The 24,559-nt window shown below is 68.9% G+C and carries 16 protein-coding genes and 3 pseudogenes; 14 read left to right on the top strand and 5 right to left on the bottom strand.

All coding sequences use genetic code 11. The annotated features are described in order from the left end of the window. Positions 1–18: 18 nt before the first annotated feature. The 4 genes and pseudogenes from ACSURM_RS38015 (at position 19) to ACSURM_RS38000 (ending at position 13,495) form a co-directional block, all read left to right on the top strand. Positions 19–9,497: pseudogene (locus tag ACSURM_RS38015) on the top strand (non-ribosomal peptide synthetase/type I polyketide synthase). A gap of 25 nt (positions 9,498–9,522) precedes the next feature. Continuing rightward, on the top strand, positions 9,523–11,211 hold the full coding sequence (locus ACSURM_RS38010; RefSeq protein WP_436961270.1) for a phytoene desaturase family protein: 1,689 nt from the start codon (positions 9,523–9,525) through the stop codon (positions 11,209–11,211). After that, positions 11,208–12,266 (top strand): MDR family NADP-dependent oxidoreductase, encoded by a 1,059-nt coding sequence (locus ACSURM_RS38005; protein WP_436960810.1) that lies wholly within the window; start codon positions 11,208–11,210, stop codon positions 12,264–12,266. Before ACSURM_RS38010 ends, ACSURM_RS38005 begins: the two co-directional genes overlap by 4 nt. Positions 12,267–12,301: 35 nt before the next feature. Continuing rightward, positions 12,302–13,495 carry a cytochrome P450 gene (locus tag ACSURM_RS38000; RefSeq protein ID WP_436960808.1) on the top strand — a complete coding sequence of 398 codons (1,194 nt, stop codon included), beginning with the start codon at positions 12,302–12,304 and terminating at the stop codon, positions 13,493–13,495. On the opposite strand, the gene ACSURM_RS37995 is transcribed toward ACSURM_RS38000, so the two are convergent. Further along, on the bottom strand, positions 13,485–13,823 hold the full coding sequence (locus ACSURM_RS37995) for a hypothetical protein (RefSeq protein WP_436961269.1): 339 nt from the start codon (positions 13,821–13,823) through the stop codon (positions 13,485–13,487). The two genes, ACSURM_RS38000 and ACSURM_RS37995, sit on opposite strands and share 11 nt — an antisense overlap. Before the next feature lie 7 nt (positions 13,824–13,830). Here ACSURM_RS37995 and ACSURM_RS37990 point away from each other — a divergent pair, with 7 nt between their 5' ends. The 7 genes and pseudogenes from ACSURM_RS37990 (at position 13,831) to ACSURM_RS37960 (ending at position 19,789) form a co-directional block, all read left to right on the top strand. Next, positions 13,831–14,361 (top strand): hypothetical protein, encoded by a 531-nt coding sequence (locus ACSURM_RS37990; protein WP_436961282.1) that lies wholly within the window; start codon positions 13,831–13,833, stop codon positions 14,359–14,361. A gap of 86 nt (positions 14,362–14,447) precedes the next feature. Continuing rightward, positions 14,448–14,921, top strand: coding sequence for a hypothetical protein (locus ACSURM_RS37985; RefSeq protein WP_436960806.1), 474 nt, complete (start codon positions 14,448–14,450; stop codon positions 14,919–14,921). A gap of 404 nt (positions 14,922–15,325) precedes the next feature. After that, on the top strand, positions 15,326–16,222 hold the full coding sequence (locus ACSURM_RS37980; protein ID WP_436960804.1) for a M60 family peptidase N-terminal accessory domain-containing protein: 897 nt from the start codon (positions 15,326–15,328) through the stop codon (positions 16,220–16,222). A 30-nt stretch (positions 16,223–16,252) separates the two neighbouring features. After that, positions 16,253–17,178, top strand: a protein-coding gene (locus ACSURM_RS37975) for an IS5 family transposase (RefSeq protein ID WP_436952712.1) whose coding sequence is annotated in 2 segments (ribosomal slippage) — positions 16,253–16,630 and positions 16,633–17,178 — 924 coding nt in all. Because the reading frame shifts where the segments join, the coding sequence is not laid out codon by codon here. Between the two features lie 27 nt (positions 17,179–17,205). Beyond that, positions 17,206–17,979 (top strand): annotated as a pseudogene (locus tag ACSURM_RS37970) (M60 family metallopeptidase); the annotation flags it as partial. Positions 17,980–18,618: 639 nt separating this feature from the next. After that, positions 18,619–18,834, top strand: a complete 216-nt coding sequence (locus tag ACSURM_RS37965) for a hypothetical protein (RefSeq protein WP_436960802.1) — start codon at positions 18,619–18,621, stop codon at positions 18,832–18,834. Positions 18,835–19,438: 604 nt separating this feature from the next. After that, positions 19,439–19,789 (top strand): hypothetical protein, encoded by a 351-nt coding sequence (locus ACSURM_RS37960; RefSeq protein WP_436960800.1) that lies wholly within the window; start codon positions 19,439–19,441, stop codon positions 19,787–19,789. Positions 19,790–20,407: 618 nt separating this feature from the next. Here ACSURM_RS37960 and ACSURM_RS37955 read toward each other — a convergent pair. Next, a complete protein-coding gene (locus tag ACSURM_RS37955) occupies positions 20,408–20,680 on the bottom strand; it encodes a hypothetical protein (RefSeq protein ID WP_436960799.1) in 273 nt (90 codons plus the stop codon). Positions 20,681–20,855: 175 nt separating this feature from the next. Here ACSURM_RS37955 and ACSURM_RS37950 point away from each other — a divergent pair, with 175 nt between their 5' ends. After that, positions 20,856–21,068 carry a hypothetical protein gene (locus ACSURM_RS37950; protein ID WP_436960797.1) on the top strand — a complete coding sequence of 71 codons (213 nt, stop codon included), beginning with the start codon at positions 20,856–20,858 and terminating at the stop codon, positions 21,066–21,068. 329 nt (positions 21,069–21,397) lie between these two features. Here ACSURM_RS37950 and ACSURM_RS37945 read toward each other — a convergent pair whose 3' ends face one another. Continuing rightward, positions 21,398–22,744, bottom strand: a complete 1,347-nt coding sequence (locus tag ACSURM_RS37945) for a Vps62-related protein (protein WP_436960795.1) — start codon at positions 22,742–22,744, stop codon at positions 21,398–21,400. Positions 22,745–22,999: 255 nt separating this feature from the next. Further along, positions 23,000–23,374, bottom strand: a pseudogene (locus ACSURM_RS37940) (Tn3 family transposase); the annotation flags it as partial. Between the two features lie 75 nt (positions 23,375–23,449). Here ACSURM_RS37940 and ACSURM_RS37935 point away from each other — a divergent pair. After that, the gene (locus tag ACSURM_RS37935; protein WP_436960793.1) at positions 23,450–23,743 is read left to right on the top strand and encodes a helix-turn-helix domain-containing protein; all 294 of its coding nucleotides are present in this window, start codon (positions 23,450–23,452) and stop codon (positions 23,741–23,743) included. Between the two features lie 16 nt (positions 23,744–23,759). On the opposite strand, the gene ACSURM_RS37930 is transcribed toward ACSURM_RS37935, so the two are convergent. Beyond that, a complete protein-coding gene (locus ACSURM_RS37930; protein ID WP_436960791.1) occupies positions 23,760–23,972 on the bottom strand; it encodes a cold-shock protein in 213 nt (70 codons plus the stop codon). A 261-nt stretch (positions 23,973–24,233) separates the two neighbouring features. On the opposite strand from ACSURM_RS37930, the gene ACSURM_RS37925 reads away from it, so the two are divergent. Beyond that, the gene (locus ACSURM_RS37925) at positions 24,234–24,407 is read left to right on the top strand and encodes a hypothetical protein (protein WP_436960790.1); all 174 of its coding nucleotides are present in this window, start codon (positions 24,234–24,236) and stop codon (positions 24,405–24,407) included. Positions 24,408–24,559 lie beyond the last annotated feature (152 nt).

Genomic DNA, 24,559 nt, shown 5'->3' with positions numbered 1-24,559 from the left:
TATTGCAAGGATTCAGCCATGTCGGAATTACACCACGCACAGCGAGAAAAGATCGCCATCGTCGGAATCGGCTGTCGGCTGCCCGGCGGAGCATCCGACTATCGGACTTTCTGGCGGAACCTGATCGACGGTAAGGACTGCCTCACCCCGACACCCTCCGATCGGTACGACATCGCCACACTCGCCAGCCGGGACAAGTCGAAACCTGGGCGACTGGTCGGCGGCCGCGGCGGATACATCGACGGATTCGACGAGTTCGACCCGGCCTTCTTCGGTATCAGCCCGCGTGAGGCCGCCCATATGGATCCGCAGCAGCGCAAGCTGCTGGAGGTCGCCTGGGAGGCTTTGGAGGACGGCGGGCAGAAGCCCGCGGAGTTGGCGGGCCGGAACGTAGGCGTCTTCGTCGGCGCGTTCACGCTCGACTACAAGATCCTGCAGTTCGCCGATCTCAGCTTCGAGACCCTGGCCGCCCACACCGCGACCGGCACGATGATGACGATGGTGTCGAACCGCATCTCGTACTGCTTCGACTTCCGCGGCCCCAGTGTCTCCATCGACACCGCATGCAGTTCTTCCCTGGTGGCCGTGCACCTGGCCTGCCAGAGCCTGAGCCGCGGTGAGAGCGAACTGGCCCTCGCCGGCGGGGCGCTGCTGCACAGTGCCCCGCAATACACCATCGCCGAGACCAAGGGCGGCTTCCTCTCCCCCGACGGCCGGTCCCGCACCTTCGACGCCTCGGCCAACGGCTACGTCCGAGCGGAAGGCGTCGGCCTGGTCGCTCTCAAGCGTCTGGACGACGCCCTGCGCGACGGCGACCCCGTCCACGCGGTCATCATCGGCAGCGGCGTCAACCAGGACGGCCGTACCAACGGCATTACCGTCCCGAACGCCGACGCCCAGATCACCCTCATCGAGCAGACCTGCGCCGAGGCCGGCATCACCCCCGGCAGCCTCCAGTACGTCGAGGCGCACGGCACCTCCACACCCGTCGGCGACCCGATCGAGGCGGGCGCGCTCGGCCACGCGCTGTCGATCGGGCGCCCACCCGGCGCTCCTTGCTACGTCGGGTCGGTCAAGACGAACATCGGCCACTCCGAATCGGCCGCCGGTATCGCCGGGCTGGTCAAAACCGTACTCAGCCTGAAGCACCGCACCATCCCGCCACACATCAACCTCGACGAGATCAACCCCGCGATCGACCTCGCGTCGCTGCCCTACGAGATCCCTACGCGCACGGTTCCATGGCCCTGCCACGACGGTCCGGCGCGCGCGGGCGTCAACTCTTTCGGCTTCGGCGGCACCAACGCGCACGTGCTGCTCGAAGCAGCCCCCGCGCCTGAGGCGACCGACGCACCGCAGCCACTCCCGTCGCCCCCCGGCTACTCCATCCTGCCGTTGACCGCACGGGATCCTGAGCGCCTCTTCGACGTCGCCGAGAACATCCGGCAGGAGCTCTCCGGCGTCCACGGTCCCCCAGCGCCGCTGCCCGACCTCGCCTACACCCTGGCCCGGCGCCGCCAGCATCTGGAGTCGCGGCTGTCCGTCGTCTACGACTCGCCCGCCTCGCTGGACGAGGCCCTCGGCGCCCATCTGAGGGGCGAAGCCCACCCCCGCGTGCTCCTGGACCAGCAGCGCGAGGAGCGGGACCGGCGGCTGGTCTGGGTCTTCACCGGCATGGGGCCCCAGTGGTGGGGCATGGGACGGCAGCTGTTCGACACCGAACCGGTCTACCGGGAGGCGGTCGAGGCGTGCGACCGCGAAATCCGTGAGCTCACCGGCTGGTCGCTGGTGAAGGAACTGGCCGCCGACGAGGCCCACTCCAAGATGAGCGAGACCTGGCTGGCCCAGCCCGCCAACTTCGCCGTGCAGGTGGGCCTCGCGGCACTGTGGCGCAGCCATGGCGTGCGACCGGACGCCATCGTCGGGCACAGCACCGGTGAGGTCGCCGCCTTCTACGAGGCCGGTGTCTATACCCTGCGTGACGCGGCCAGGATCGTCGTCCACCGCAGCCGTCTCCAGCAGCGGTTGGTGGGCACCGGTTCCATGCTGGCGGTGAGCCTGTCCGAGACAGATGCCCTGCGGCGTCTGCAGCCCTACGCCGGCCGCCTGTCGGTGGCCGCCGTCAACAGTCCGGGCGCTCTCACCCTCGCCGGAGACGAGCAGGCCCTCACCGAGCTCGCCGACGAGCTGCGGTCCGAGGAGATCTTCGCCAAGTTCCTGACCGTGCGGGTGCCGTACCACTCGCCGTACATGGACCCCATCAGAGACGAACTGCTCTCCTCGCTCGCCGGCATCGAGCCGCGGCCGGCGAGCGTCCCGCTCTACACGACCGCGGGCGAGGAGGCGGCCGGCCGACGCGCCGAGGGTCCCGAGCTGGACGCCGACTACTGGTGGCACAACGTCCGTGACAGCGTCCGGTTCAGTGACGCCATCGACCGTCTCGCCGATGACGGCCACCGGGTCTTCCTCGAAATCGGCCCGCACCCGGTCCTGGGCCATTCGATCAACGAATGTGCCGGCGCCCGGGGCGGCGAAGTGCGGGTCCTGCCGTCGATCCGCCGCCAGGAGGACGAGAGCGAGCGCTTCACCCTCTCTCTCGCGGCGCTGCACAACCTCGGCGTCGACATCGCCTGGGACGTCCTCCATCCCACAGGCCGGCCGGTGCCGCTGCCCCGCTATCCGTGGAAGCGAGACCGGTACTGGACGGAGCCCAAGCCGGTCGAGCAGGTCCGTCTCGGCCGCCTGGACCACCCCCTGCTCGGGCGCCGCCTCAATACCGCCGAACCGGTCTGGGAAGCCAGGCTCGATGTGGAGTCCCTGCCGTATCTGCGGGACCACCGGATCCAGGGCAGCACGGTCTTCCCGGCGGCCGGCTACGTGGAGATGGCGACGCAGGCCGCCCGGGTACTGACCGGCGGCGACGCCGTCCTCGCCGACATCGACCTGCGCAAGGCGCTGTTCCTGCCGACCGGCCCCGAGAGCCCTGTCGGCGAGAGTGCGACGGTGCAGCTGTCCGTCTGCACCGAAGACGCCGCGTTCACCATCGCAGGCGTTCCGCGGGACGATACGGGTGAGCGGAGCGTGCACGCCCGTGGTGCCCTGCGCTCCGCGCAGCGCGGACTCCGTAGGAGCGCACCCCGGCTCGACACCGACGCGATCCGTGGGGGCGGCGCTCGTCGGATGGACGGTGCCGAATGCTACGCGGCACTCGCCGCGCTCGGTTACCACTACGGACCGGCGTTCCAAGGGATCGAAGAGGTATGGATCGGCTCCAACGAGGCGCTCGCCCGCATCCGACCGCCCGTGTCGATCGGCGACGACGCCGCCCGCCACCATCTGCACCCTGTGCTGCTCGACGCCTGCTTCCAGACGCTGCTGACGCCGCAACTCCTGGTCCAGGGCCAGGATGCCGCGCCCGGCACCGGCATCCGGCTGCCGCTCTCGATCGACGAGGTACGCCTCGACGCCGTCGGGGACCAGCCGCTGTGGGCGCACGCCACCCTCACCAGCCGCGCCGACGGCGAACTCGTCGGGGACATCGCCGTCTACGCCGACGACGGCACTCCACTCGGCGGTATCACCGGGTTCCGCGCCGCCGACGTCGAAAAGGCATCCGCAGCCGTCGGCCTGACCACCATCGATTCCTGGCTCGCCGACATCTCCTGGGTCGAGACCCCGCACGAGTCCGGGACGGCGAGTACGGCCGAAACTCCCGCCCGGGACTGGCTCGTCCTCGCCGACGCGCAGGGCGTCGCCGATGAGCTTGCCACGCAGATCACCGCCCTGGGCGGGCGGTGCCATCTGGTGCGGCCAGGCCCGGGCTACGGCATGTCGCCGGACCAGCGCGAGTCGACGGTCGCACCGGGCTCCACCGCCGACCTGGAACGTCTCTTCGCCGAGCTGAGCGCGGCCGGGCAAGGGCCCTACGACCACGTAGCCCATTTGTGGAGTCTCGACCTCCCGCCCATCGACGCGGTCCGGACCGCAGCCGGCCTCCGCGAGCACGCCGGCCTCGGCGGCTACGCACTGGTCGCGCTCGCCCGGACACTGCCGGTCCACCAACCGGGCAGCAGGCTGCACATCGTCACCCGCGGCAGCCAGGCCGCCACCCCCGGCGATCCGGTCGAACCGCTGTCCGCACCGGCCTGGGGCATCGGGCGCGTACTGGGGCAGCAGGAGCTGACCGCCCACCGCGGCAGGCTCATCGACCTCGACCCCGCCTCCGGCGACGACGACGCGGCCCGTTGGGCGGACGCCCAGGCCATCCTGCGGGAAGCGACCGCCGCCGACAGCGAGGAGGAGATCGCGCTGCGCGGCGACCGCCGCTACACCAGCCGCCTCACACCGGTCGCCGACCTGCCCCGCCCGCTGCCGCTGCGTCTGCGCGCCGACGGCGCTTACCTGGTGACCGGCGCGTTCGGCGCGCTGGGCCGGCACCTCTGCCGCCGGCTGGTCACCCGCGGCGCCCGCCGCCTCGTCATCGTCAGCCGCACCCCGCTGCCCGACCGGGACCAGTGGCGCACCATCGACCCCGCCTCCGCCGCCGGCGACCGCGTCCGCTTCCTGAAGGAGCTGGAAGAGCTGGGCGCCCTGCCGATCCTGGCCACGCTCGACACCAGCGACGAGACAAGCCTGACCGCATGGCTCACCGACTACAGGCGGCGGGAGTCACCGCCGATCCGCGGCGTGTTCCACCTCGCCGGCCAGGTCCTGGACACCCTCCTGCCGGAGATGGACCGGGCGGCCTTCGACGCCGTGTACGACCCGAAGGTCCTCGGCGCGTACCTGCTGCACCGTCATCTGGCGGACGAGCCGCTCGACCACTTCGTCCTTTTCTCCTCGATCGCCTCGCTGCTGACCACCGCCGGCCAGACCAACTACGCTGCGGGCAACGCCTTCCTCGACGCGCTCGCCCACCACCGCCGCGCCCGCGGCCTGCCCGCCCTCAGCCTGGACTGGGGTCCCTGGGCCACGGGCATGATCGAGGAGCTCGGGCTGATCGAGCACTACCGCACTCATCGCGGCATGAGCTCGCTGTCCCCCGAAGCAGGCATGGCCGTCCTCGAACGCGTCATCTGCCAGGACCGCTCACAGCTGCTCGTCGCCACCGTCGTCGACTGGCCGGTCTTCCTCGCCTGGTACCCCTCGCCCCCGCTGCTGGTCACCGACCTGGCTGCGGCGGCGGACGGCGCGTCCTCCGCCGCGGACAGCGACGGCAGCGGCCTCGACACGCTCCACGCCTCCTTCCGCGACGCCGACGCCGACACCCGCCGGGCGCTGCTGACCAACCGTTTCACCCACATCGTCGCCGGTGTGCTGCGGGTGCGGCCCGAACAAGTCGACCCCGACGCCGGCCTGGGCGCCCTCGGCCTCGACTCCCTCCTGGCGATGGAGCTGCGCTCCCGTGTCCAGGCCGAGCTGGGCATCGCGCTGCCGGTCGTCGCCCTGCTCAGCAGCGCGCCTGTCAGCGACCTGGTCAGCCAGCTGTACGACGGACTCGTCGACCTGGTCTCAGCCGACGCGGATGCCGCCGGGGACGAGGCCGTCGTCGAACTCTTCCACGACGAGCGGCAGCATCCCCTGACCCAGAACCAGAAGGCGTTGTGGTTCCTCAAGCAGCTCAACCCCGACGGGTTCGCCTACAACATCGGCGGCGCCGTCGAGGTACGCGTGGAGCTCGACCCCGACCTGATGTTCGCGGCGTTCCGCGCCCTGATCGAACGCCATCCCAGCCTCCGCGCCAACTTCACGCATCAGGACGGCCGGCCCGTCCAGAAGGTCGCCCCGCCCGAGGACGCCGTGTTCCGGCAGGACGTCGGAGTCTTCGACGTCCAGGACTGGCCGTGGGAGGAGATCCACGATCTGATCGTCAGTGAGTACCGCAAGCCGTACGACCTGGAGCACGACCCGCTGGTCCGGCTGCGCCTCTTCCAACGCGGCCGTGACCGCTGGGTGCTGATGAAGGCCGTGCACCACATCATCTCCGACGCCATCTCGACGTTCACCTTCATCGAGGAGCTGCTCGCGGTCTACGAGACGTTGAGCCGGGGCCGGCGCCCCGAGCTGCCGCCCGTCCCGGCCCGCTACCTCGATTTCCTCAACTGGCAGAACCGGTTCCTCGCCGGCCGCGACGCCCGGCGGATGCTCGACTACTGGAAGAGTCATCTGCCGGCCGACACGCCGGTCCTGAATCTGCCGACGGACAAGCCCCGCCCGGCCGTCCAGACCCACAACGGCGCCTCAGAGTTCTTCGTCCTCGACACCGACCTCAGCGCACGCGTCCACGCCCTCGCCCGCGAGCACGACGTCACCGTCTTCATGGCGCTCATCAGCGCCTACTACCTGATGCTCCACCATTACTCCGGCCAGGACGACATCATCGTCGGCAGTCCGGTGACAGGCCGCACCCAGGAGGAGTTCGCCGGGGTCTACGGCTACTTCGTCAACCCGCTGCCGCTTCACCTCGACTTGGCCGGCTCACCGACCGTTGCCGAGCTCCTCGCCCGTGTCCGGGACGTCGTGCTCGGCGGCCTGGACCACCAGGAGTACCCGTTTGTGCTTCTGGTGGAGGAGCTGGGCCTGCGGCACGACCCGAGCCGGTCCGCCGTCTTCCAGGCGATGTTCATCCTCCTGACCCACAAGGTGGCCACCGAGAAGTACGGCTACCGCCTGGAGTACATCGAGCTGCCCGAGGAGGAAGGGCAGTTCGACCTCACCCTCTCCGTGTACGAGGACGAAGCCGACCGGCGTTTCCACTGCGTCTTCAAGTACAACACCGACCTGTTCCTCGCCTCGACGATGCGGCGGCTGGCATCCCACTATGTCAACCTGCTCGACGCCCTGACCCGCGCCGCCCCCTCGCAGCCCGCCGGCCGGTTGCAGATGCTCGGCCATAAGGAGCGCGAGCGCATCGTGGGCCAGTGGAGCGGAGCGGGGCACCGGGCCGCCGCGCCGGACGTGCCGGTCCATCGGCTCATCAGCCGGATCGCCGCCGAGCGGCCCGGAGCGATCGCCGTCTCCGCTCCCACCGAGGACGGCGGGAGCCGACGACTGACCTACGGCGAGCTGGAGCACCGCAGCCACGGCCGCGCCCGGCGGCTGCGCGAGCTGGGTGTCGCCGACGGAGCGGTGGTGGCCGTCTGCCTGGACAAGTCACCCGAGCTCGTCGTCACCCTGCTGGCGGTGCTCAGGGCAGGCGGCGCCTACCTGCCGCTCGACCCCGACAACCCGGCCGACCGGATGGCGTACATGGTCTCGCACGTCGGAGCCGCAGTGCTGGTGGTCGACGACGCCGGACGCGAGCGGTTCGCCGGCCTGCCGTGCCAGGTGCTCACCCTCGGCGACCTCACCGTGGAGACGTCCGGTGACGCACGTGAGCCGGCCGTCGACATGGACGCCCCCGCCTATGTCATCTACACCTCCGGCTCCACCGGCAACCCGAAGGCGGTGTCGGTCAGCCACCGCAACATCGCCTCGGCGTACGAGGCATGGCGGGTGGAGTACCGCCTCGGCCACGAGGTCACCGTCCATCTCCAGATGGCGAGCCCGTCCTTCGACGTCTTCACCGGCGACCTGGTGCGCGCCCTGTGCTCGGGCGGCACCCTGGTGCTCATCGGACGCGAGCTGCTGTTCAACACGGCGATGCTGTACACCGCCATGCGGGAGGAGCGCGTCGACTGCGGGGAGTTCGTGCCCTCCGTCGTACGGGGCCTGATCGCCCACTGCGAGCACGAGGGCAGCCGCCTGGACTTCATGCGCCTGCTGATCGTCGGCTCCGACAGCTGGAAGGTCGAGGAGTACGACCGGCTCCGTTCCCTGTGCGGCCCGGACACCCGCCTGGTCAACTCCTACGGCCTCACGGAGGCCACCATCGACAGCACCTACTTCGAGGGGCCGACGGACGGCCTGGAGCCGAGCCGGATCGTGCCGATCGGGCGGCCTTTCCCGGGGACCGAGGTGTACATCCTCGACAAGCACGGCGATCCGGTGGCGCCCGGAGTCCCGGGCGAGCTGTGGATCGGCGGCGCGGGTGTCACCACCGGATACGTCAGGGACCCGGAGCAGACCGCGCACCGCTTCGTCACCCGCACCCTCAGCCGCGAGCCGGGTACACGGCCTGTGCGTCTCTACCGCACCGGCGATCTCGCCTGCTGGGACAGCGACGGGCGAGTGCACCTCCTCGGCCGCGCCGACTCGCAGGTCAAGGTGCACGGCCATCGCGTGGAGATCGGCGAGATCGAGTCCCGTCTCGCGCAGTGGCCCGCGCTGGCGCAGACGGTCGTCACCCTGCGGCCGGACCAGCGCGGGGAAAGCACACTGTGCGCGTACGGCGTAGCGGCTCCCGGTACGGAGCTGGACTGGCGGCAGCTCCGCCGCATCTCGCCGCGCACCTGCCGACGTATCTGATCCCCGCCGCTTTCACCGAGCTGCCAGAGCTGCCCCTCACCCTCAACGGAAAGGTCGACATCGCGGCGCTGCCCGCGCCCCGGTACCCCGCCGACGACGAACGGCACGACCCGCCCGCGACCCTCTACGAGACGCGGATGGCCGAGCATTGGCGAGCCGTCCTCGGCCTCGGGCACGTCGGTCTCCAGCACGACTTCTTCGAGTCCGGCGGGAGCTCCATCAAGCTGATCGAGCTGATCCACGGCCTGCAGAACGAGTTCAACATCACCATCCCGGTCAGCCAGCTCTTCAAGGTGACCACGCTGCACGGCATGGCCAGGACGGTGGAACACATCGTCACCGGAAGGCTCCCCGGCGCCCAGCCCTATCTGCGCTTCAACCGCGGCGCGGGGTCCGTCGTCTTCTGCTTCCCGCCCGCCGGCGGCCACGGACTGGTCTACCGGCTGTTCGCGGCCGAGCTGCGGGAGTACGAACTCGTCGCGTTCAACTACGTCACCGGTGACGACAAGGTGGCCCGCTACGCCGATCTGATCGACACCCTCCAGCCGCAGGGCCCCTGCGAACTGCTCGGCTACTCGCTCGGCGGCAACCTCGCCTTCGAGGTCGCCAAGGAACTCGAACACCGCGGGCGCGAGGTCGGTGACGTCGTCATCCTTGACTCCTACCGCATCCCCGCCTGCTTCACCGCCGACGCCGACCATCTGGAGGAGTTCGAGCGTGAACTGCGCGAGCACCTGCGCAAGCACACCGGGTCGGAGCACCTCGCCCAGGAAACCCTCGACCAGGCCAGGGACTACATCGGCTTCTGCGGCCGTACACCCAATCTCGGTATGGTGCGCGCTCCCCTCACCGTGATCTCCGACGAGCGTAAGGTCGCCTTCTACGCGGCCGGCGAGCGCGGCACCTGGGACGGCAGCTCCGCCACGCGCAGCACGGTGCTGTGCGGCTCCGGCGTCCACGCCGACATGCTCGACCCGGGACATGTCGCGCACAACGCCGACCTGACCCGCTCGGCCCTTGCCAGGTGTCCGAGCGAGACCGGCATCGGCGCCTACGACGTCGCGCTGGGAGGTGAGGCATGTGGCTCGTGACGTGCGCAAACGCCGACGCCAGACAATGATCGTCATCGGTGGCGGGCTCGGCGGTCTGTCCACGGGGTGCTACGCGCAGATGAACGGCTACCAGAGCCGGATCTTCGAAATGCACGAGATCCCGGGCGGCTGCTGTACCTCCTGGGACAAGGGCGACTTCACCTTCGACTGGTGCGTCAGCTGGCTGCTCGGGTCGGGGCCCGGCAACGAGATGCACCAGATCTGGCTGGAGCTCGGCGCGCTGCAAGGCAAACAGATGCGCAACTTCGACGTCTTCAACGTCGTGCGCGGCCGTGACGGCCGAGCGGTGTACTTCTACTCCGATCCGGACCGCCTGGAAGCGCACCTGCTCGACCTCTCCCCCACCGACGCGAAGCCGATCAGGCAATTCTGCCGCGACCTGCGGAAGTTCAGGCAGTGCATGGCCGTCTACCCCTTCCTCACACCGTTGGGGCTGATGGGACGGCTTGAGCGCTGGAGGACGCTGGCCGCGTTCGTCCCGTACATCAACGTCATCCGGCGATCGATGACGACGCTCATGACGGACTACTCCGCGAGGTTCACCGACCCGCTCCTGCGCGAGGCGTTCAACTACATTCTCTACGAGTACCACCCCGCGTTCCCGGTGCTGCCCTTCCACTTCCAGCTGGCGTCGCACGCGAACGCGACGGCGGGCGTGCCGGAAGGGGGCTCGCTCGGCCTTTCCAGGTCGGTCGAGGAGCGCTATCTGCGGCTCGGCGGGCGGATCACCTACAACGCCAAGGTCGAAGAAGTACTGATCGAGAACGACCGTGCCGTCGGAGTCCGGCTGAGCGACGGACGGGAGTTCCGCGCCGACATCGTGGTCTCGGCCTGCGACGGCCACACCACGATGATGCGGCTGCTCGGCGGCCGGTATCTCAACGAGACCTACGAGCGCCTCTACACGAAGACCATCAAGGAACGGGGGATGCTCTACCCCGGCTACGTGACCGTGTTCCTGGGCCTGGACCGCCCCTTTCCGGCGGGCGAGCCCTGTTCGACGTACCTGCTCGGCGAGGAGGAAGCGGCGGAATTCATCGGCATGGGCAAGCCCAGCATGAACGTCCAGTTCCGCAGCATCCACTACCCGGAGCTGTCACCGCAGGGGAGCACCGTCGTATTCGTCAGCTACTTCTCCGACACCGACGTCTGGCGGAAGCTGAGCCAGGGACCGGAACAGCGGAGCCGCATGCACAAGGGAAAGGAGGTCCACACCCTGGCGGTACGCCGCGGCCGTGCGTACTACGCCGCGAAGCGCCAGGTGAAGCGCGCCGTCACGAAATTCCTGGACCGGCAGTTCCCCGGGCTGGCGGAGGCGGTGGTGGCGCGTGACATCGGGACGCCGCTCACCCAGGTCCGCTACACCGGCAACTACGACGGAACCATCGCCGGCTGGCTGCCGTTCGTGGAGAGCGCGGAGACGGTCGAGGAGGAAGTGAAGAAGAACGGTCCGGTGGCGCCGGGCCTGGCGAACTTCTACCTCGCCGGTGTCTGGTCATCGATCGGCGGTCTCATCCGGGCGGCTGCGGCGGGCCGCCATGTCATGCAGTTCATCTGCCGTGACGACGGCGTGGAGTTCACCGCCGGCATCGACTGGTCCCAGCCGCCGCCCACACACATCGTCATCCCGGTCGGCCGGCGCCCCGCCCCGTCCCGGATCGCACCGGCCCCCACCGTCCAGGAGTCTGAATGAAGATCGAGAAGTGGACCGTGCGCGAGCACGTGCCGGGCTCTCCCGATGTCGACCGGATCTACGAAAAGGTGGTCGAGGAGGTGGACGTCTCCTCCCTCAAGGAGGACGAGATGCTCTTCAAGACCCTCTATGTGTCCGTGGATCCCTATCTGCAGGGCCTCGCCCTTGAGACGCCCATCGGCACACACATGGTCGCGCATAGCATCCTGGAGGTGATCGCTGCCGGCCCGCGGGCGTCCTTCTCCGTCGGCGACCTGGTGCAGGGCTTCGGCGGCTGGCGCAGTCATGTGGTCGGCACGGGTGCGGGGTGGCGGTGGGAGCATGGCGAGTTCCCCGTGCCGTTCCCCGCGTACCGGAGGCTGGATCCGAGTCACTACGACGAGGCGCTGCCCCTCTCGACGGCGCTCGGCGTCATGGGCCCGCCAGGCCTGACCGCCTGGGGCACACTCACCAGGTTCTTCACCGTGAAACCGGGTGACACCTTCGTGATCAGCGGTGCTTCCGGCTCGGTGGGCTCGTTGGCTGGCCAGCTCGCCAAGCGCTCCGGCGCACGGGTGATCGGCACCACCAGCTCACCGGAGAAGGCCGGGTACCTGGCCGGGCTGGGTTTCGACGATGTCGTCCACTACCAGCAGGGTGACGCCCCGGAGAAGGTCCGCGAGGCGCTGCGGGCGGCGGCCCCGGACGGCATCGACAAGTACTTCGACAACCTGGGCGGGGCGATCACCGATGCGGTGTTCTCCATGCTCAACGTGGGCAGCCAGGTGGCCGTCTGCTGGCAGTGGGCGACCCAGGTCGCGGGCGACCATGTCGGGCCCCGCCTTCTTCCCTACATCATGTTCCCCCGTACGACCGTGCGCGGGATCTTCGCGGAGGAGTGGTACGACCAGGAGACACTCGCCGCGATGCATGACGAGCTCGGAGGAATGGTCCGTCGCGGCGAGATCGCCTACCACGAAACCGTCCGCCGCGGATTCGACTCCATCCCGGAGGCGTACCGCAGCTTGTACGAGGACAGGGCGGCCAATCGCGGCAAGGTCCTGGTCCAGCTTTAGGCCTCCCATTTCTCCCCGAAAGGCGGACATCGACGGTGCCCAACCAGCAGGAGACGCTCGCGTATCCCTTTGCTCAGGCCGAGAAACTGAAACTCCACCCTGTCTACGCCGAGCTGCGGAAACGGCCGCTGGCACGGGTGCGGATGCCGTACGGCGAGGACGCCTGGCTGGTCACCCGATACGCCGACGCCAAGGCGGTGCTGGGCGACCAGTGGTTCAGTATGGCCGCGGCGGCCGGGAGGGACCGGCCGCGCGTGCGACCAGTGGCGGTGAGCGGCGGTGGCCTGCTCTCCACGGACGGCCCGGATCACTCCCGGCTGCGAGGCACGGTGGCCAGGGCGTTCACCGCACGTCGTGTCGAGCGGCTGCGCGACCGCGTGCAGGAGATCGCCAAGGACCTGGTGAACCGTATGACGAAGGCGGGTGCCCCGGCGGACCTCGGTGACCAGTTCGCCTTCCCCCTCGCGATCACGGTGATCGGCGAATTGCTCGGGGTGAATCAGGACGGCCATCCCCGCATCCGGCACTGGCTGGACGTGATGATGTCCCACAACGTGACGGCTGACGAGTTCCACAAGTGGAACAACACTTTCGCCGCGTATACGGCGGACCTGGTGGAGCTACGGCGGCAACATCCGGGCGATGATCTGTTCAGTGCCCTCGTACGGGCGCACGATCAGGAGGGGCGCATCTCCATGCGGGAGTTGCTCGCCCTCACGCCGGTTCTCATCAGCGCGGGGTTCGTGACGACGTTCAACCAGATCTCCAACTCCTGCTATCTCCTGTTGGCGCGTCCCGACCGCTTCTCCTCGCTGCTCGACCGGCCCGAGACGGTCCCCCTCGCGGTGGAGGAACTGCTGCGGTACGTGCCGCTGCCCAACGGATTCGCCTTTCCCCGTTACGCCACCGAAGACGTCGAACTGGGCGGAGTGCTCGTCCGCGAGGGCGAGCCCGTCCTGATCGACACGGCAGCCGCCAACCGGGATCCAGCGGTGTTCGACGACGCCGAGGAACTCATCCTCGACAGGGCCGCCAACCCTCACCTCAGTTTCGGTTACGGCCCTCACTTCTGCATCGGTGCCCACTTGGCGCGCGTGGAGCTGCAAGTGGCCCTGGAAACGCTGCTGGAACACCTGCCAGGCCTCGAACTGGCCGTCCCCGAAGACGCACTGCGCTGGAAGACGGAGAGCATGGTGAACGGCCTCCATGAGCTGCCGGTCACCTGGTGAGACGCCTGCGACGCGCGCCGTTCCAGGTTCTCCGGTGCGCGCAGCCACGTCGCCGGGTCGGTCGTCCGGCCCTCCACGTACTCCTCGGGCATCGCGGCCTGCTGGTGGGCGTGGACGGCGACGGCCCGCCGGCGCCCCACACCGGCTCGCCGTCGTCGTCCAGGCGCTGCACGCGGTTCAGGACCAGGCAGCGGTCGTGCAGGAGGGGGAAGCCGTCCCGGTTGTCGAAGTCCCGGAACACCGCGACGACCAGGGCCGGGCGTCTTGGCGCGCCCGCGGTCCGAGGAGCACCGGGTCTGTGCGACCTCGTCTCCAGCCAGCGCAGCACGGTGGCGATGGCCAGCTCGATGACCCGGCGCGTCTTGTTGGCTCCCAACGCCCACAACGGCGTGGAAGCGCTGAATCTCGCCCGGCGCGCCCGGCAGGTGCTGGGTGAGCAGCGCCCGGCTGTCGCCGACGCCTGGCTGCTGACCGTGGAAGCCCTCGGGTACGCGGTGGCCGGCGACCGGCGCGGGGCAGACCAGGCCCTGACCGAGTCCCGTACAGCCGCGGAGGCGCTGACCTCCGAGGAGGAACCGCCGCCGTGGCCGTGGGTGTTCTCCTTCACTCCCGACAAGGTGGCCGCCTGCCGCGTCACCTGCGGCGCACGCCTGGGGCTGCCCGAGTGGGTACTCGCCCAGGACGTAGAAGCCCTGGCCACCGGACACGCGAAACAACGCGCGCTGCTCGTGCTCGACATCGCCGACGGTCACATCGCCGGCGGGCGGGTGGAGGCCGCGTTCGCCCTCGCCTCCCCGCGCCCTCGATGCCAGCCTGCGGTACCGGTCCGGGCGGACCGTGGAACGCGCCCGTGCCCTGCGCCGTAGCCTCACCACCGCCTCACCGCCGAAGGTGGTGCGGGACTTCGACGAACGCCTGCACGGCGTCTACCTGTAGGAAGGATGACCACGGCATGAGGGTGGGGATCACCGGGCACCGCGGACTGAGCACGCAGGTCGAGGAGCACGTGCGGGCTCTCCTGGCCGACCAGGTCAGCCAGTACGACCCGGCCGGACTCGTCGGCGTCTCCTGCATCGCCGACGGTCCCGACGCCTGGTTCGCCGAGACCGTCCTGGAGCACGGCGGCCGCCTGGAGGTCGTCATCCCGGCCGCCGAGTACCGCCAGGGCCTGCCCGACTGGCACCACCCGGTCTACGACCGGCTCCTCTCCCGCGCAGCCGACGTCCACCACACCGGCATCACCGAGTCGACCTCCGAAGCGCATCAGGCCGGATCCGAGATCCTCGTCGGCCTGGTGGATGAGCTGGTCGCGGTATGGGACGGGAAACCGGCGCGGGGATACGGAGGCACCGCCGACGTAGTCGCCTACGCCGAACAAACCGGCGTCCCGGTGCGGGTGCTGTGGCCCGAGGGCGCCAGCCGGTGACACCGTTGAACGCAGTGCCGCCCGCCCAGCAACGCGCTGTCCGACGAAGTCGCCGCTTGCGCCAAGGCGGTGGTGCCGCACTTCGCCCAGGCCGCCCAGGATCCCGTACAGCGCGGCAGCGCTACGTCCTCCCCACCGCGCCCCAGCCCCGTACGAAGGCGGCCAGGCCGCGGCGCTGCTCTTCCTCACGGGCGATCGCTGTCCCGTCGCTCCCGGCACCCTGACGTATGGCGGCGTCCCGCGTACCAGGCTGTTGTGACGGGGAAAGCCGAGTGTCACCCATATGGCCGAGTCGGAGGTGTGAGTGGCTTGTACTCGGTGCAGCCTGACTCGCGGGAAGCGCCAGCGAGGTGCCTGGCAGCACTGATGCTGCGCCAGCCTTGTCAGCCGTGAGGAACAACGCAATGACGACAGCCGACCAGGCCCGGATGCGGATCATTCCCAGCAGTAACGGGGTGATTTACCCGGGACAGACGATTTACTTCATCCCGTATTTCAGTAACGACGGTCCGGGCACCGCGGACCGGGTCACCATGGAAAGCACCGTTGCGCCGGGCCTGAAGGTCACCGAAGTCTACGGTGGCCCGTGTCGGCAGACTGGTGAGGCCACGGTGGCCTGTGAGTGGCCGAGCACCCCGCCCAGGGACCGGTTCGGCTGGACTAAGATCTCCGTCACCCTCGATGCCGACCATCCGGCCGGCACCACGGTCTCCGCCACCTTGGCATTAACCGCCTACCGCGACGGCAGCGCCAGTGACCGGGCCGAGCACACCATCACCTGGCAGGTGAAACACGCGCCCACCTACCCCGGCCCAGACAGCAGCGCTTTCCCTCATCCACGCACTCTCACCGTGCGAGCTGTGCCGTCGGCCGAGTCCGAGCGACGTCGCTTGGCCCAGCAGTTCGTGTGGGCCGACTTCCAGCCCACCGGCTACTACCTGAACCCGCACACCGACCTTTTCGTCACCGTCACTGGCCTGCCCGCCGACGCCCCCTCACCGGAGCTTATTGTCGGCACGCCCGCGCTGGCCCAGCCGGAGAATGAGCACGACATCACCCCGTCCCCCCAAACCTTCCCGCTCACCTCGGGCACCACCACGGTCCGTGTCTTCTACGGCGGGCTGCTCTACCTGCGACACACGACCGAGCCCGGCCGCACCGTGCCGGACGTGACCGTGACGCTCGGCGAGCAGGCCCTGCCCGTTCCCCTGTACCGGCAGGGAATCACCACACAGGCACAGTGGGCGGCCATGCTGGAGGCGGCCACCGTGCCGCTAGGACTTGTCCGGCCGATCATGTGACTACTTTGCGCTCGGGTCGTTGATGTGGACATGGGGCGGGGTGATCTGACGGATGCCGAGTGGGAACGGCTGCGGCCGTTCCTGCCGGTCAGTAACAGGCGTTGTGGCAGGTGGCGGGACCACCGGCAGGTGATCGACGGGATTCTGCATCGGGTGCGGACCGGGGTGCAGTGGCGTGACCTGCCCGAACGGTTCGGGCCGTGGAAGACCGTCTACGAACGCCACCGGCTGTGGTCGGCCGACGGCACCTGGGAGCGTCTGCTCCAGCAGGTCCAGGCCGCGGCCGACGCGGCGGGTGAGATCGACTGGGACATCGCGGTGGACTCCACCATCGTGCGTGCTCATCAGCACGCGGCCGGAGCCCGGACCGAGCCGCCGCCGGCGTCAAAGGGGGCCGAAGAGATGGAACACCAGGGCGAAACGCCGTGGCAGAGCCTGCTCGCCCGCCTGGTGGAGGTGGTGCTGGAGGTGAGGGCCTGGGGCGCTCGCGGGGCGGGTTCACCAGCAAGCTCCACCTGAGCGCGGACGGTCGCTGCCGCCCGTTGTCTGTGGTGGTCACCGGCGGGCAGAGGGCGGACTGCACCCAGTTCAAGCCGGTCCTTGAAAAGATCCGCGTCCCCCGGACCGGACCGGGCAGGCCGCGCAAGAAACCCGACAGCCTGGCGGCCGACAAGGCTTACAGCAACGGACCCTGCCGCGAGTACCTGCGACGGCGGGGCATCCGCCACACGATCCCCGAGAAGACCGACAGCCAGGCCGCCCGCCTGCGAAAGGGCTCGCGTGGCGGACGGCCACCCGGCTTCGACGAAGACCGCTACAAGAAACGCAACACGGTCGAGCGGGCGATCAACCGGCTGAAGCAGTCCCGGGCAGTCGCCACCCGCTACGACAAACGCGGGTACGTCTTCCTCGGCACCGCCACAGCGGCAGCCCTGATCATCTGGCTGCGAACTTGATCGCCCGGACAAGTCCTAGCCGAGCACGCCGGGCACCGCGTCATCCTCACCGGCCTCCTTCCCTACGTCCGACGCCACCAGGACGAGGACCAGGAGGCGCTTCTCGCGCTGTACGAAGAGATCATCGGGGCGCAGGACGCCATCAGCGGCCTGAACGGACAACCTGGCGGGCGCGACGCCCCCAGTCCGCTGCGCCCCATGGTCGTCACCACCCGGCGCGCGACCAACCCCAACTCCACCAACGTCCGCGCCGCCATGCCCTTGGAAGGCGACGGCGGCGAGCTCTACCGCGTGGACCGGCTAAAGACCAGCTGGGGTCTGTGGCACGAACTCGGCCATCACCGCCAGCACACCAGCCACTGGAGCTGGCCCGCCCAGGGCGAGGATACCGTCAACATCTACAGCCTCGCCGCCCGCCGGCTCTTCCCCGACCGCACCGCCGAACACGGCACCCCTGCCGAGTGGCGCAAGGCCCAGCAGCACCTGGCCGCCGCCGACGCCTTCGACACCGCCAACCACTTCGTCCGCCTGGCCATGTTCGAACAGCTCAGAGTCCTATTCGGCGACACCTTCTACCACCATCTCCACCAACACGCCCGCAACTCCGCTCCCATACCGGAGTCCGACCGCAAACGCTGGTTCGCCGTCACGGCATGCCGTATCACGGGGCAGGACCTGACGGGCTACTTCACCGCCTGGGGACTCCAACCCGACCAGCGCACCCGCGACGAAATCGCTGCTCTGAAGCTCCCGGCCCCCACTGCGGACCTGACCACCACAGCCGTCTACCAGACCCCTTGACCAAGGACAGCGGCCAGCACGACTCCTCGCCGACAGGCAGCCCACACACAGATGCCCGAACGGTCGTAGACGTTCGCGACCCCCTTGGTGCGTAGCACGTCCCAACGTGGGATCGCCGAGTGCGTAACTGCAGGTGAATCGGGTATGCCGCCCGGCCTTTCACCGCACCGTCCCACTTACGAAGGTGAAATCGTCTGGCCTGCCTGCGCGGCCGAGCAGCCAGCCGCAGGCGTGGGCGCATCGCTCGGCCGCTCTGCCGTCGCCGTAAGGATTCACGCGGACGGAGCGGCGGCGGTGTGTACGGACGGATGGTGTCTGGCTGAGTTCCTTCTCCGCAGCGCAGACGATGTTGTTCTCGTCTGCGCCTACCAGTTGGGCGATGCCGGCTTCGACTCCCTCGGTGCGGCCCCTCACAGGCTCCAGGATCGCCGAAGACACCCGCCTCACCGGAAACCGGAGCTGGAGCCTTCTGTCGAGTGTCCGTTCTGACCGCTTGATTATGCACTGACCCCTTCGGGGTAGTCAGGTATGTCTGGAGGTCGGTCATCGCTCATGCTGAAAGCGGCTTCGTTGTAAATGTCGGCCGTCCAGTCAGGGCTGCAGGGCAGGTCGGCCGACGCGCTTCGAAAGGGAATTCCTATGGCATCCGGCACGTTGACCATCAACGGCACTACCTACACCGACCCCAGCGGCTGCTACAACGTCGACGGGGACTCCGTGCAAATCACCTACGACACCGACGCTGTCATCACGGTGTACTCCGAACGTGACGGCAAGGGGGACTCGGTCACCCGTATCAGCGGCGGACACGGCACGATCAACGCTTCGCCCGCAGGCAGCATCGTCGTCGGCTGATAACCACAAAACAAGCAGCACGGCTGCCCCGAGCGGCGGTCGGCTCGGCAGCACAGGTTGATCACGGTGCGCAATGGTGCCTGCATCGCCACACCAGGGCCAGCGGGCTGAATCTGAGCAAGGGGTGTCGGGCTGATGCGGTGCCTGGGACGGGGATGTGGTGGAGGTGCCAGCGGCACCCACCGTGGCCGACTTCGACCGCACAAACCGCCGTCACGGCATGCCGTATCACCGGGCAGGACCTGACGGGCTACTTCACCGCCTGGGGACTCCAACCCGACCAACACGCCCGCGATGGAAATCGCTGCTCTGACGCTTCCGGCCCCCACTGCGGACCTGATCACCACAGCCGTCTACGGGCGCACCTCATGCTGTCGGTCACGTGGGCCCCTTCGGTCGTGGTGGTCCAGGTCCAGGGCTGCGTGTCGGCGGCGTTGGCGGCCGCGATCCCGCGACCCGCGCCGCAGGCGAAGGTAGTTATCGGATTACCTCGTGCGCTGCTGGAGTACTACTTCACCACGGTGTGTGACTGCATCTCCGCTGGAACCTGCCTGGTGTAGCGCTTCACCACTCGTGTGGCGACTGGCCGGACAGGAGACAATCGATGTTTACTCGCGCCCTTCGTACCGCAACGACAGCGGTATGCACCGCTGTTCTGATCGCCGTGTCCAGCGGCTCGTCGTCCGCTCAGACCGGTGCCCTGTACCTGTCGGGCCCTTCCGGGATGTACCAGGTCAGCGCGATCCCCACCTGTGTTCCCCTGAACCAGCCCTTCCGGACGGAAGAGGCCTTCAACGGATCGGAACTCACGGCCGTGCTCTTCGAGGCGGGCCAGCCCGGCATGAACCCGTGTGACCCCACCCTGGCGATCCGTCCCATCCTGAATCACGACGACCGTGCTGAGTATGCGCCAGCCCGCCCGGTCGCGGCCGTGGCCTTCTTGATCCCTCGCTGACCCGCCCCAGCACTCGACATGCTGGCAGCGCGGCGGCGGACCGGATCGCCGACGCGCTCGGCGCCCCGAACCCGACCACGTACGGCGAGCGGGCGAACGTGAAGGCGTTGGTGGTGCGCCGGTTCGTCGGCCGCGGCCTGCTGGCCGACCTGAGTACGAGCCCGGACGGGACGCTGCGCCACCCCGGCGAAGTCGAGGTCTGCCAGCGCGAGGACTTGGCGGATCTGGTCGCCGCCGACCCCCTGCTCGGGACCGAGCAGGCCGCCGCCCGTCTTCGGGTACGCCGTGCTGACTTCGCCCGCATGGTCCGGCTCGCTCCCCGCAGTCGATCGAGGTCCGCTTCGACACCAGCCACGCCGGGGCCGGGGCCGTCGACATCGCGTACGCCACGGCGTCGTTGACGCGGTCCCCGCCGCACGCCCGGAAGTCGGCTGGCAGCAGTTGCGCGCGGTGGAGAAGGACCAGCGCTCTTCGCTGGCGGCGCTGCGCCCGGAACGGCGGTGGCACCTGCGTAATCCCTGCCGGATCGGAGGCGGCCCTCGCACCCTGGACGTCGGGTGCGAGGGCCGCTTCCTTTTGCCGCCGCGGTCAGGGCGTGTCGCCGCAGTGGTGGAAGCGTCAGCTCACCCCGGGGCCGGGAGAGCGCGGCTCGCCGGGGTGTGGGTCGTACAGGGCCCGGCCGCCGGGGCCGAACTGCCCCAGCTCGGTGGCCAGGGCGACTCCGGTATCGACCTCGTCGGCCCGCCAGCCGGTGATGTCGAGCAGTAGGCCGTCCAGCGGGCCGCCGGCCAGTTCGGCGTAGGTCCGGTGCGCAAGCGGGCCGGGGTCGGGATCGTCATGGTCGGCGCCGTAGACCCGGCGGCGTAGCAGCTGTTCGTCTTCACGGTCCATCCGTCAAGCCTGGCAGCGCCGCTGACAGCCGGGGCGGTCGTGTCACCCGACCCGCGGTCACTGAGCCGGCCAGCTCTCCCGGGAGGCCGCCGGTTCCCTCGAACGGGCGAGGTCTGCGGCGGCTGGCTCAGGCCTGCCCGGCCGCCGGCTCCCACAGCGGGCGGGCGTGATCGGCATGTCCGACTCCATCGGTGACACCGACGCCATCACCTACGCCGCACGCTTCTACGCGTCGGTGGCCGATGGCCAGTCGGTTCAGGGTGCGCATCTGCTCAGCAAGGCGGCCATCGCGCTCAACGGTCTCCTCGACCACGAGCTCCCCATCCTCGCGCACCCGGTGGACGTCGACCCGGGTGCAGCAAAGCTGGTGCCCCCTCCGCCGGCCTAACCAACACGTACGGGGCGAGGGCATTTGCCCTGTTCCGAGCGGGAGCCGGGAACCAGTCGCTGTCCCGGCCCCCGCTCGGAACAGGGCCAGCCACAGGCACCAGGTCCCGATCGCATGCGCACTGCCATCGGCTGTCCGTGGGGCTGTGGAGGCCCGGCCCGCTCGTCCGTAGGACGCCGACAAACTGAACCAGGCCACGGGCGGCCCTTGCCCGTGGCCCGCAATGACGACCACAGCAGTCACATGGCGCTATCTGCCCGTTCGCCGTGGCTGCACGAGCACAGGGCCGACTAGGGCGCGGGCGCCGGGAGGAGTGGGCGGCGTGTGGGTCAGGGGATGATGAGGTCGGTGGTGTCGTCGGGCAGGTTGTTCTCGATGGGACCGAAGGGGGCGAGGTCATCGCTGGTGTCCGCGGTGCCGTTGACGAGGATGCCGCCCTGCCCGACGCCGTCGCCAGCCTTTGGGTACTGGGTGTAGGTGCGTGATTCGATGTCGAAGACCAGGGACGCCTGGCCTACGGGGTCGCCGTCGGCTCGCACGGCGCGGATGCCGTGGCGGGGCGACCAGGCGACGGCGGCTGTGCCTGGGGCGGTGTTCAGGGTCCAGGTGAAGCGGTTCTCCCGGAAGTGGGAGACTTCGACGCGGGTGCTGTAGCCGAGTTCCTGGGCGATGCTGGTCTCGATCCCGGCGGACAGGCCCTTGATCTCGATGCCGGCCTTCGCGGTGACGGTGATGCTTGTCTTCTTCGAGAACTCCTCGCTCTTGGAGTTGGAGACTCCGGTGGCCACTTCCTGGCTCGGGTTCTGGGGCTGGCTGGTCTGGTTGTGGTTGTGCATGTGCGCGTAGAAACTGGTGCGCCGCTCCAGGGTGTAGAAGGGTGAGTTCTGCACCTGCCAGGCCGGGGTTTTGCCGGGGTCGGAGATAACCGTGCACGGGACGGTGACCTGCCGGTCCAGGACCTTGAGGGTCTCGCGTGGCTCGGGGAACTCGAAGCCGGTCTGCTCCGGGGTCTCGGCGGGGTTTTTCTTGATGACCACCGCAGGCAGGTCCAGGACCCACACGGTACGGTTGGGCTTGTCCCAGGAGCGGTTGGCGACGTGTCCGCCGATGTCGAGGAGGAGACGGTCGGTGCTGTCCAGGGGGTAGGTGGGGGTGCGGATCGACCACGCCGAGCAGTTCCAGTCGGCGCTGCTGCCCTTGTCGTGCCAGATCCGGGGCCCGATCACCCCTTCGCGGACGTAGCTGTGGCCGTTGACCGCCGACTTGCGGACGCAGACGATGCTCCCCACGGAGGGCTTGTCCCAGCTGTCGGTCCACACGTCGCTCAGGGCGACGTAGCCGTCCGGGGGGACTGGCCGCCACACCGATCCGTTCGCCTTCGCGCCGCTGCCCTTGTCGCGCCAGATCAGCTCGAAGTCAATGGGCTGTTTGAGCATCTCGTGGGCCGGGTTGGCACCGCGCGCGATGACAACGGCGAACTTCCCGCCCAGCTCCTCGTGATCGGGGCGGCCGACATACCCCAGGGTCTTCCAGCCCGTGAGGGCATCGACTAGCCCCATCGCGGGCCTGTGGGCGGAGAAGTCCTCGTCACCCTTACTGCCCCTGTCTGTCCATAGAGTACGGAACGACGAGGTGACAGCGATGTCGAGTGCGCCGTAGCGAATGCTGGTGGTCACCGGGGAGCCCCTTTCGGATCAGCGAACACACCGCGAGGACCACGGACCGGATCCCCGAAACGGGGTCGGACACAGGGCACCGTGCCCGATCCCGCCGCCCCACCCTCCCCTACCGATCCCCCTGGCATTCCGCCACTCACCCACACATGACGCAAAGTTCACCGCTCCTGGCGGCTTCCCAACTACGAAAGCGAACGAGCGGGCCCAGGATGATCACACAGCGCTGCATGTCCGTCCGCCGTAGAACAGGACCCACTAGTCCTGTCCGCTCCCGTCGTCGTCCTCGTCCAGCTCTGGCCCGTCCGGGCCGCGCAGCGGGCGCAGGGCACCGGCGGCCGGGGTGGAGGCGGTGAAGCTGTAGCGGCCGAGCAGGTTCAGGTTGCGGTGCTTGAGCGGGGAAAGCCGGGCAATGTCCTCCTCGCGGATCTCGTGGCCTTCGGCCTGGAGCTGCGCGACGGCGGCGTCGATGTAGCGGGTGGTCCAGAGCACGATGGCGTTGAGGACCAAGCCGAGCGCGCCGAGCTGGTCCTCCATGCCGTCGCGGTACGCCTGGTGGATGGTGCCGCGCTTGCCGTGGCACACGTCCCGGGCCAGCTTGTGACGGGACTCCTGCACGGTGAGCTGGCGGTTCCGCACCCGCACCCTGCGGCGACATCTCGACGGCACCGTTGCCGCCGCTCTGGAGAGCCAGAACCGGAGGCAGTCGTGAAACGCAAGGTCGGCTACACATGGAAGCTGCGCGAGGTGATGGCCGCGCACGGCATCTTCACCACCACCGAGCTGGTGCCAATGCTGCGCGACCGGGGCATCGAGCTGTCCGCCTCCCAGATCCACCGCCTGGTCTCCGGCACCCCGGAACGGCTTTCCCTCCAAGTGCTGGCCGCGTTCTGCGACATCTTGACATGCACCCCGGCCGACTTGGTGACAGCGTATGGGTCGGACACGGATGTCCGACCCATCCTCTCGGGCGCACACAGGAACCCCAGCGAGGTCGCTTGACTTGGGCCGGCTGGACCTACGACTCGGCGATGACTTCGTCCGCCTGCATGCCCTTCTGCCCCTGCACGGCGATGAAGGTCACTTTCTGACCCTCACGGAGGCTCTTGAACCCCGAACCCTGGATCGCCCTGAAGTGTACGAAGAGGTCCGGACCGCTTTCTGGCGTGATGAAGCCGAACCCCTTCTCCTCGTTGAACCACTTGACGGTGCCATTCTGCCGCTCGGCCATATCCACTCCTTCGTCCGGGGTTGGGCTACAGCCGCCCAACTAGTTGATCATCCTCTGTGATGAGGGCTGAGCGCACGGTTTGAGGGTGGCTGGCCGATAACCGCCTGGCCCTGAGGGAGACACCCCATCACGACTGCCTCACTCCGGAGCAGTGCTGCCCAGGTCGTGAGCATCGAACAGAGCCGGAAGCAGGTGCCTCCCATTCGCTGTCCGCTCTCATGGACAAAGCCATGTCCCGGCGTCCGTCCGTACGGTGGGGGTATGACGACGTCCTCCGCCCCCGACCCGGCGCCGGTGCCCATCAGGGTGCTGCTGCCCGGGGACCAGGAGGTCGTCGCCCGCCTGTGGTCCCGGCGCCAGGTGCCCGACGGCTGGAGGTACGAGGTGGGCCTGCTGGCGTACCGAAACGGCCCAAACGTGATGAATTGCATGTGATGCAACACTGCGCAGGCTGCGGGCATCTCAGTATCCGCTGGTCGGGCGCCCGGGAAGGTGGTAGCGGGAAGGTTCACTCGGTCCGGTGATCAGCGGCGGGAACAGCTGGCACAACAATGTTGCGTTGAATACAACAGCTTCTGTGGTTACTG

The sequence above is a fragment of the Streptomyces sp. SudanB182_2057 genome, from assembly GCF_964272715.1.
Lineage (GTDB): Bacteria > Actinomycetota > Actinomycetes > Streptomycetales > Streptomycetaceae > Streptomyces > Streptomyces rubradiris.
Note: the sequence above shows the minus strand (reverse complement) of the source record. Positions and strands in the feature narration are given on the sequence as shown.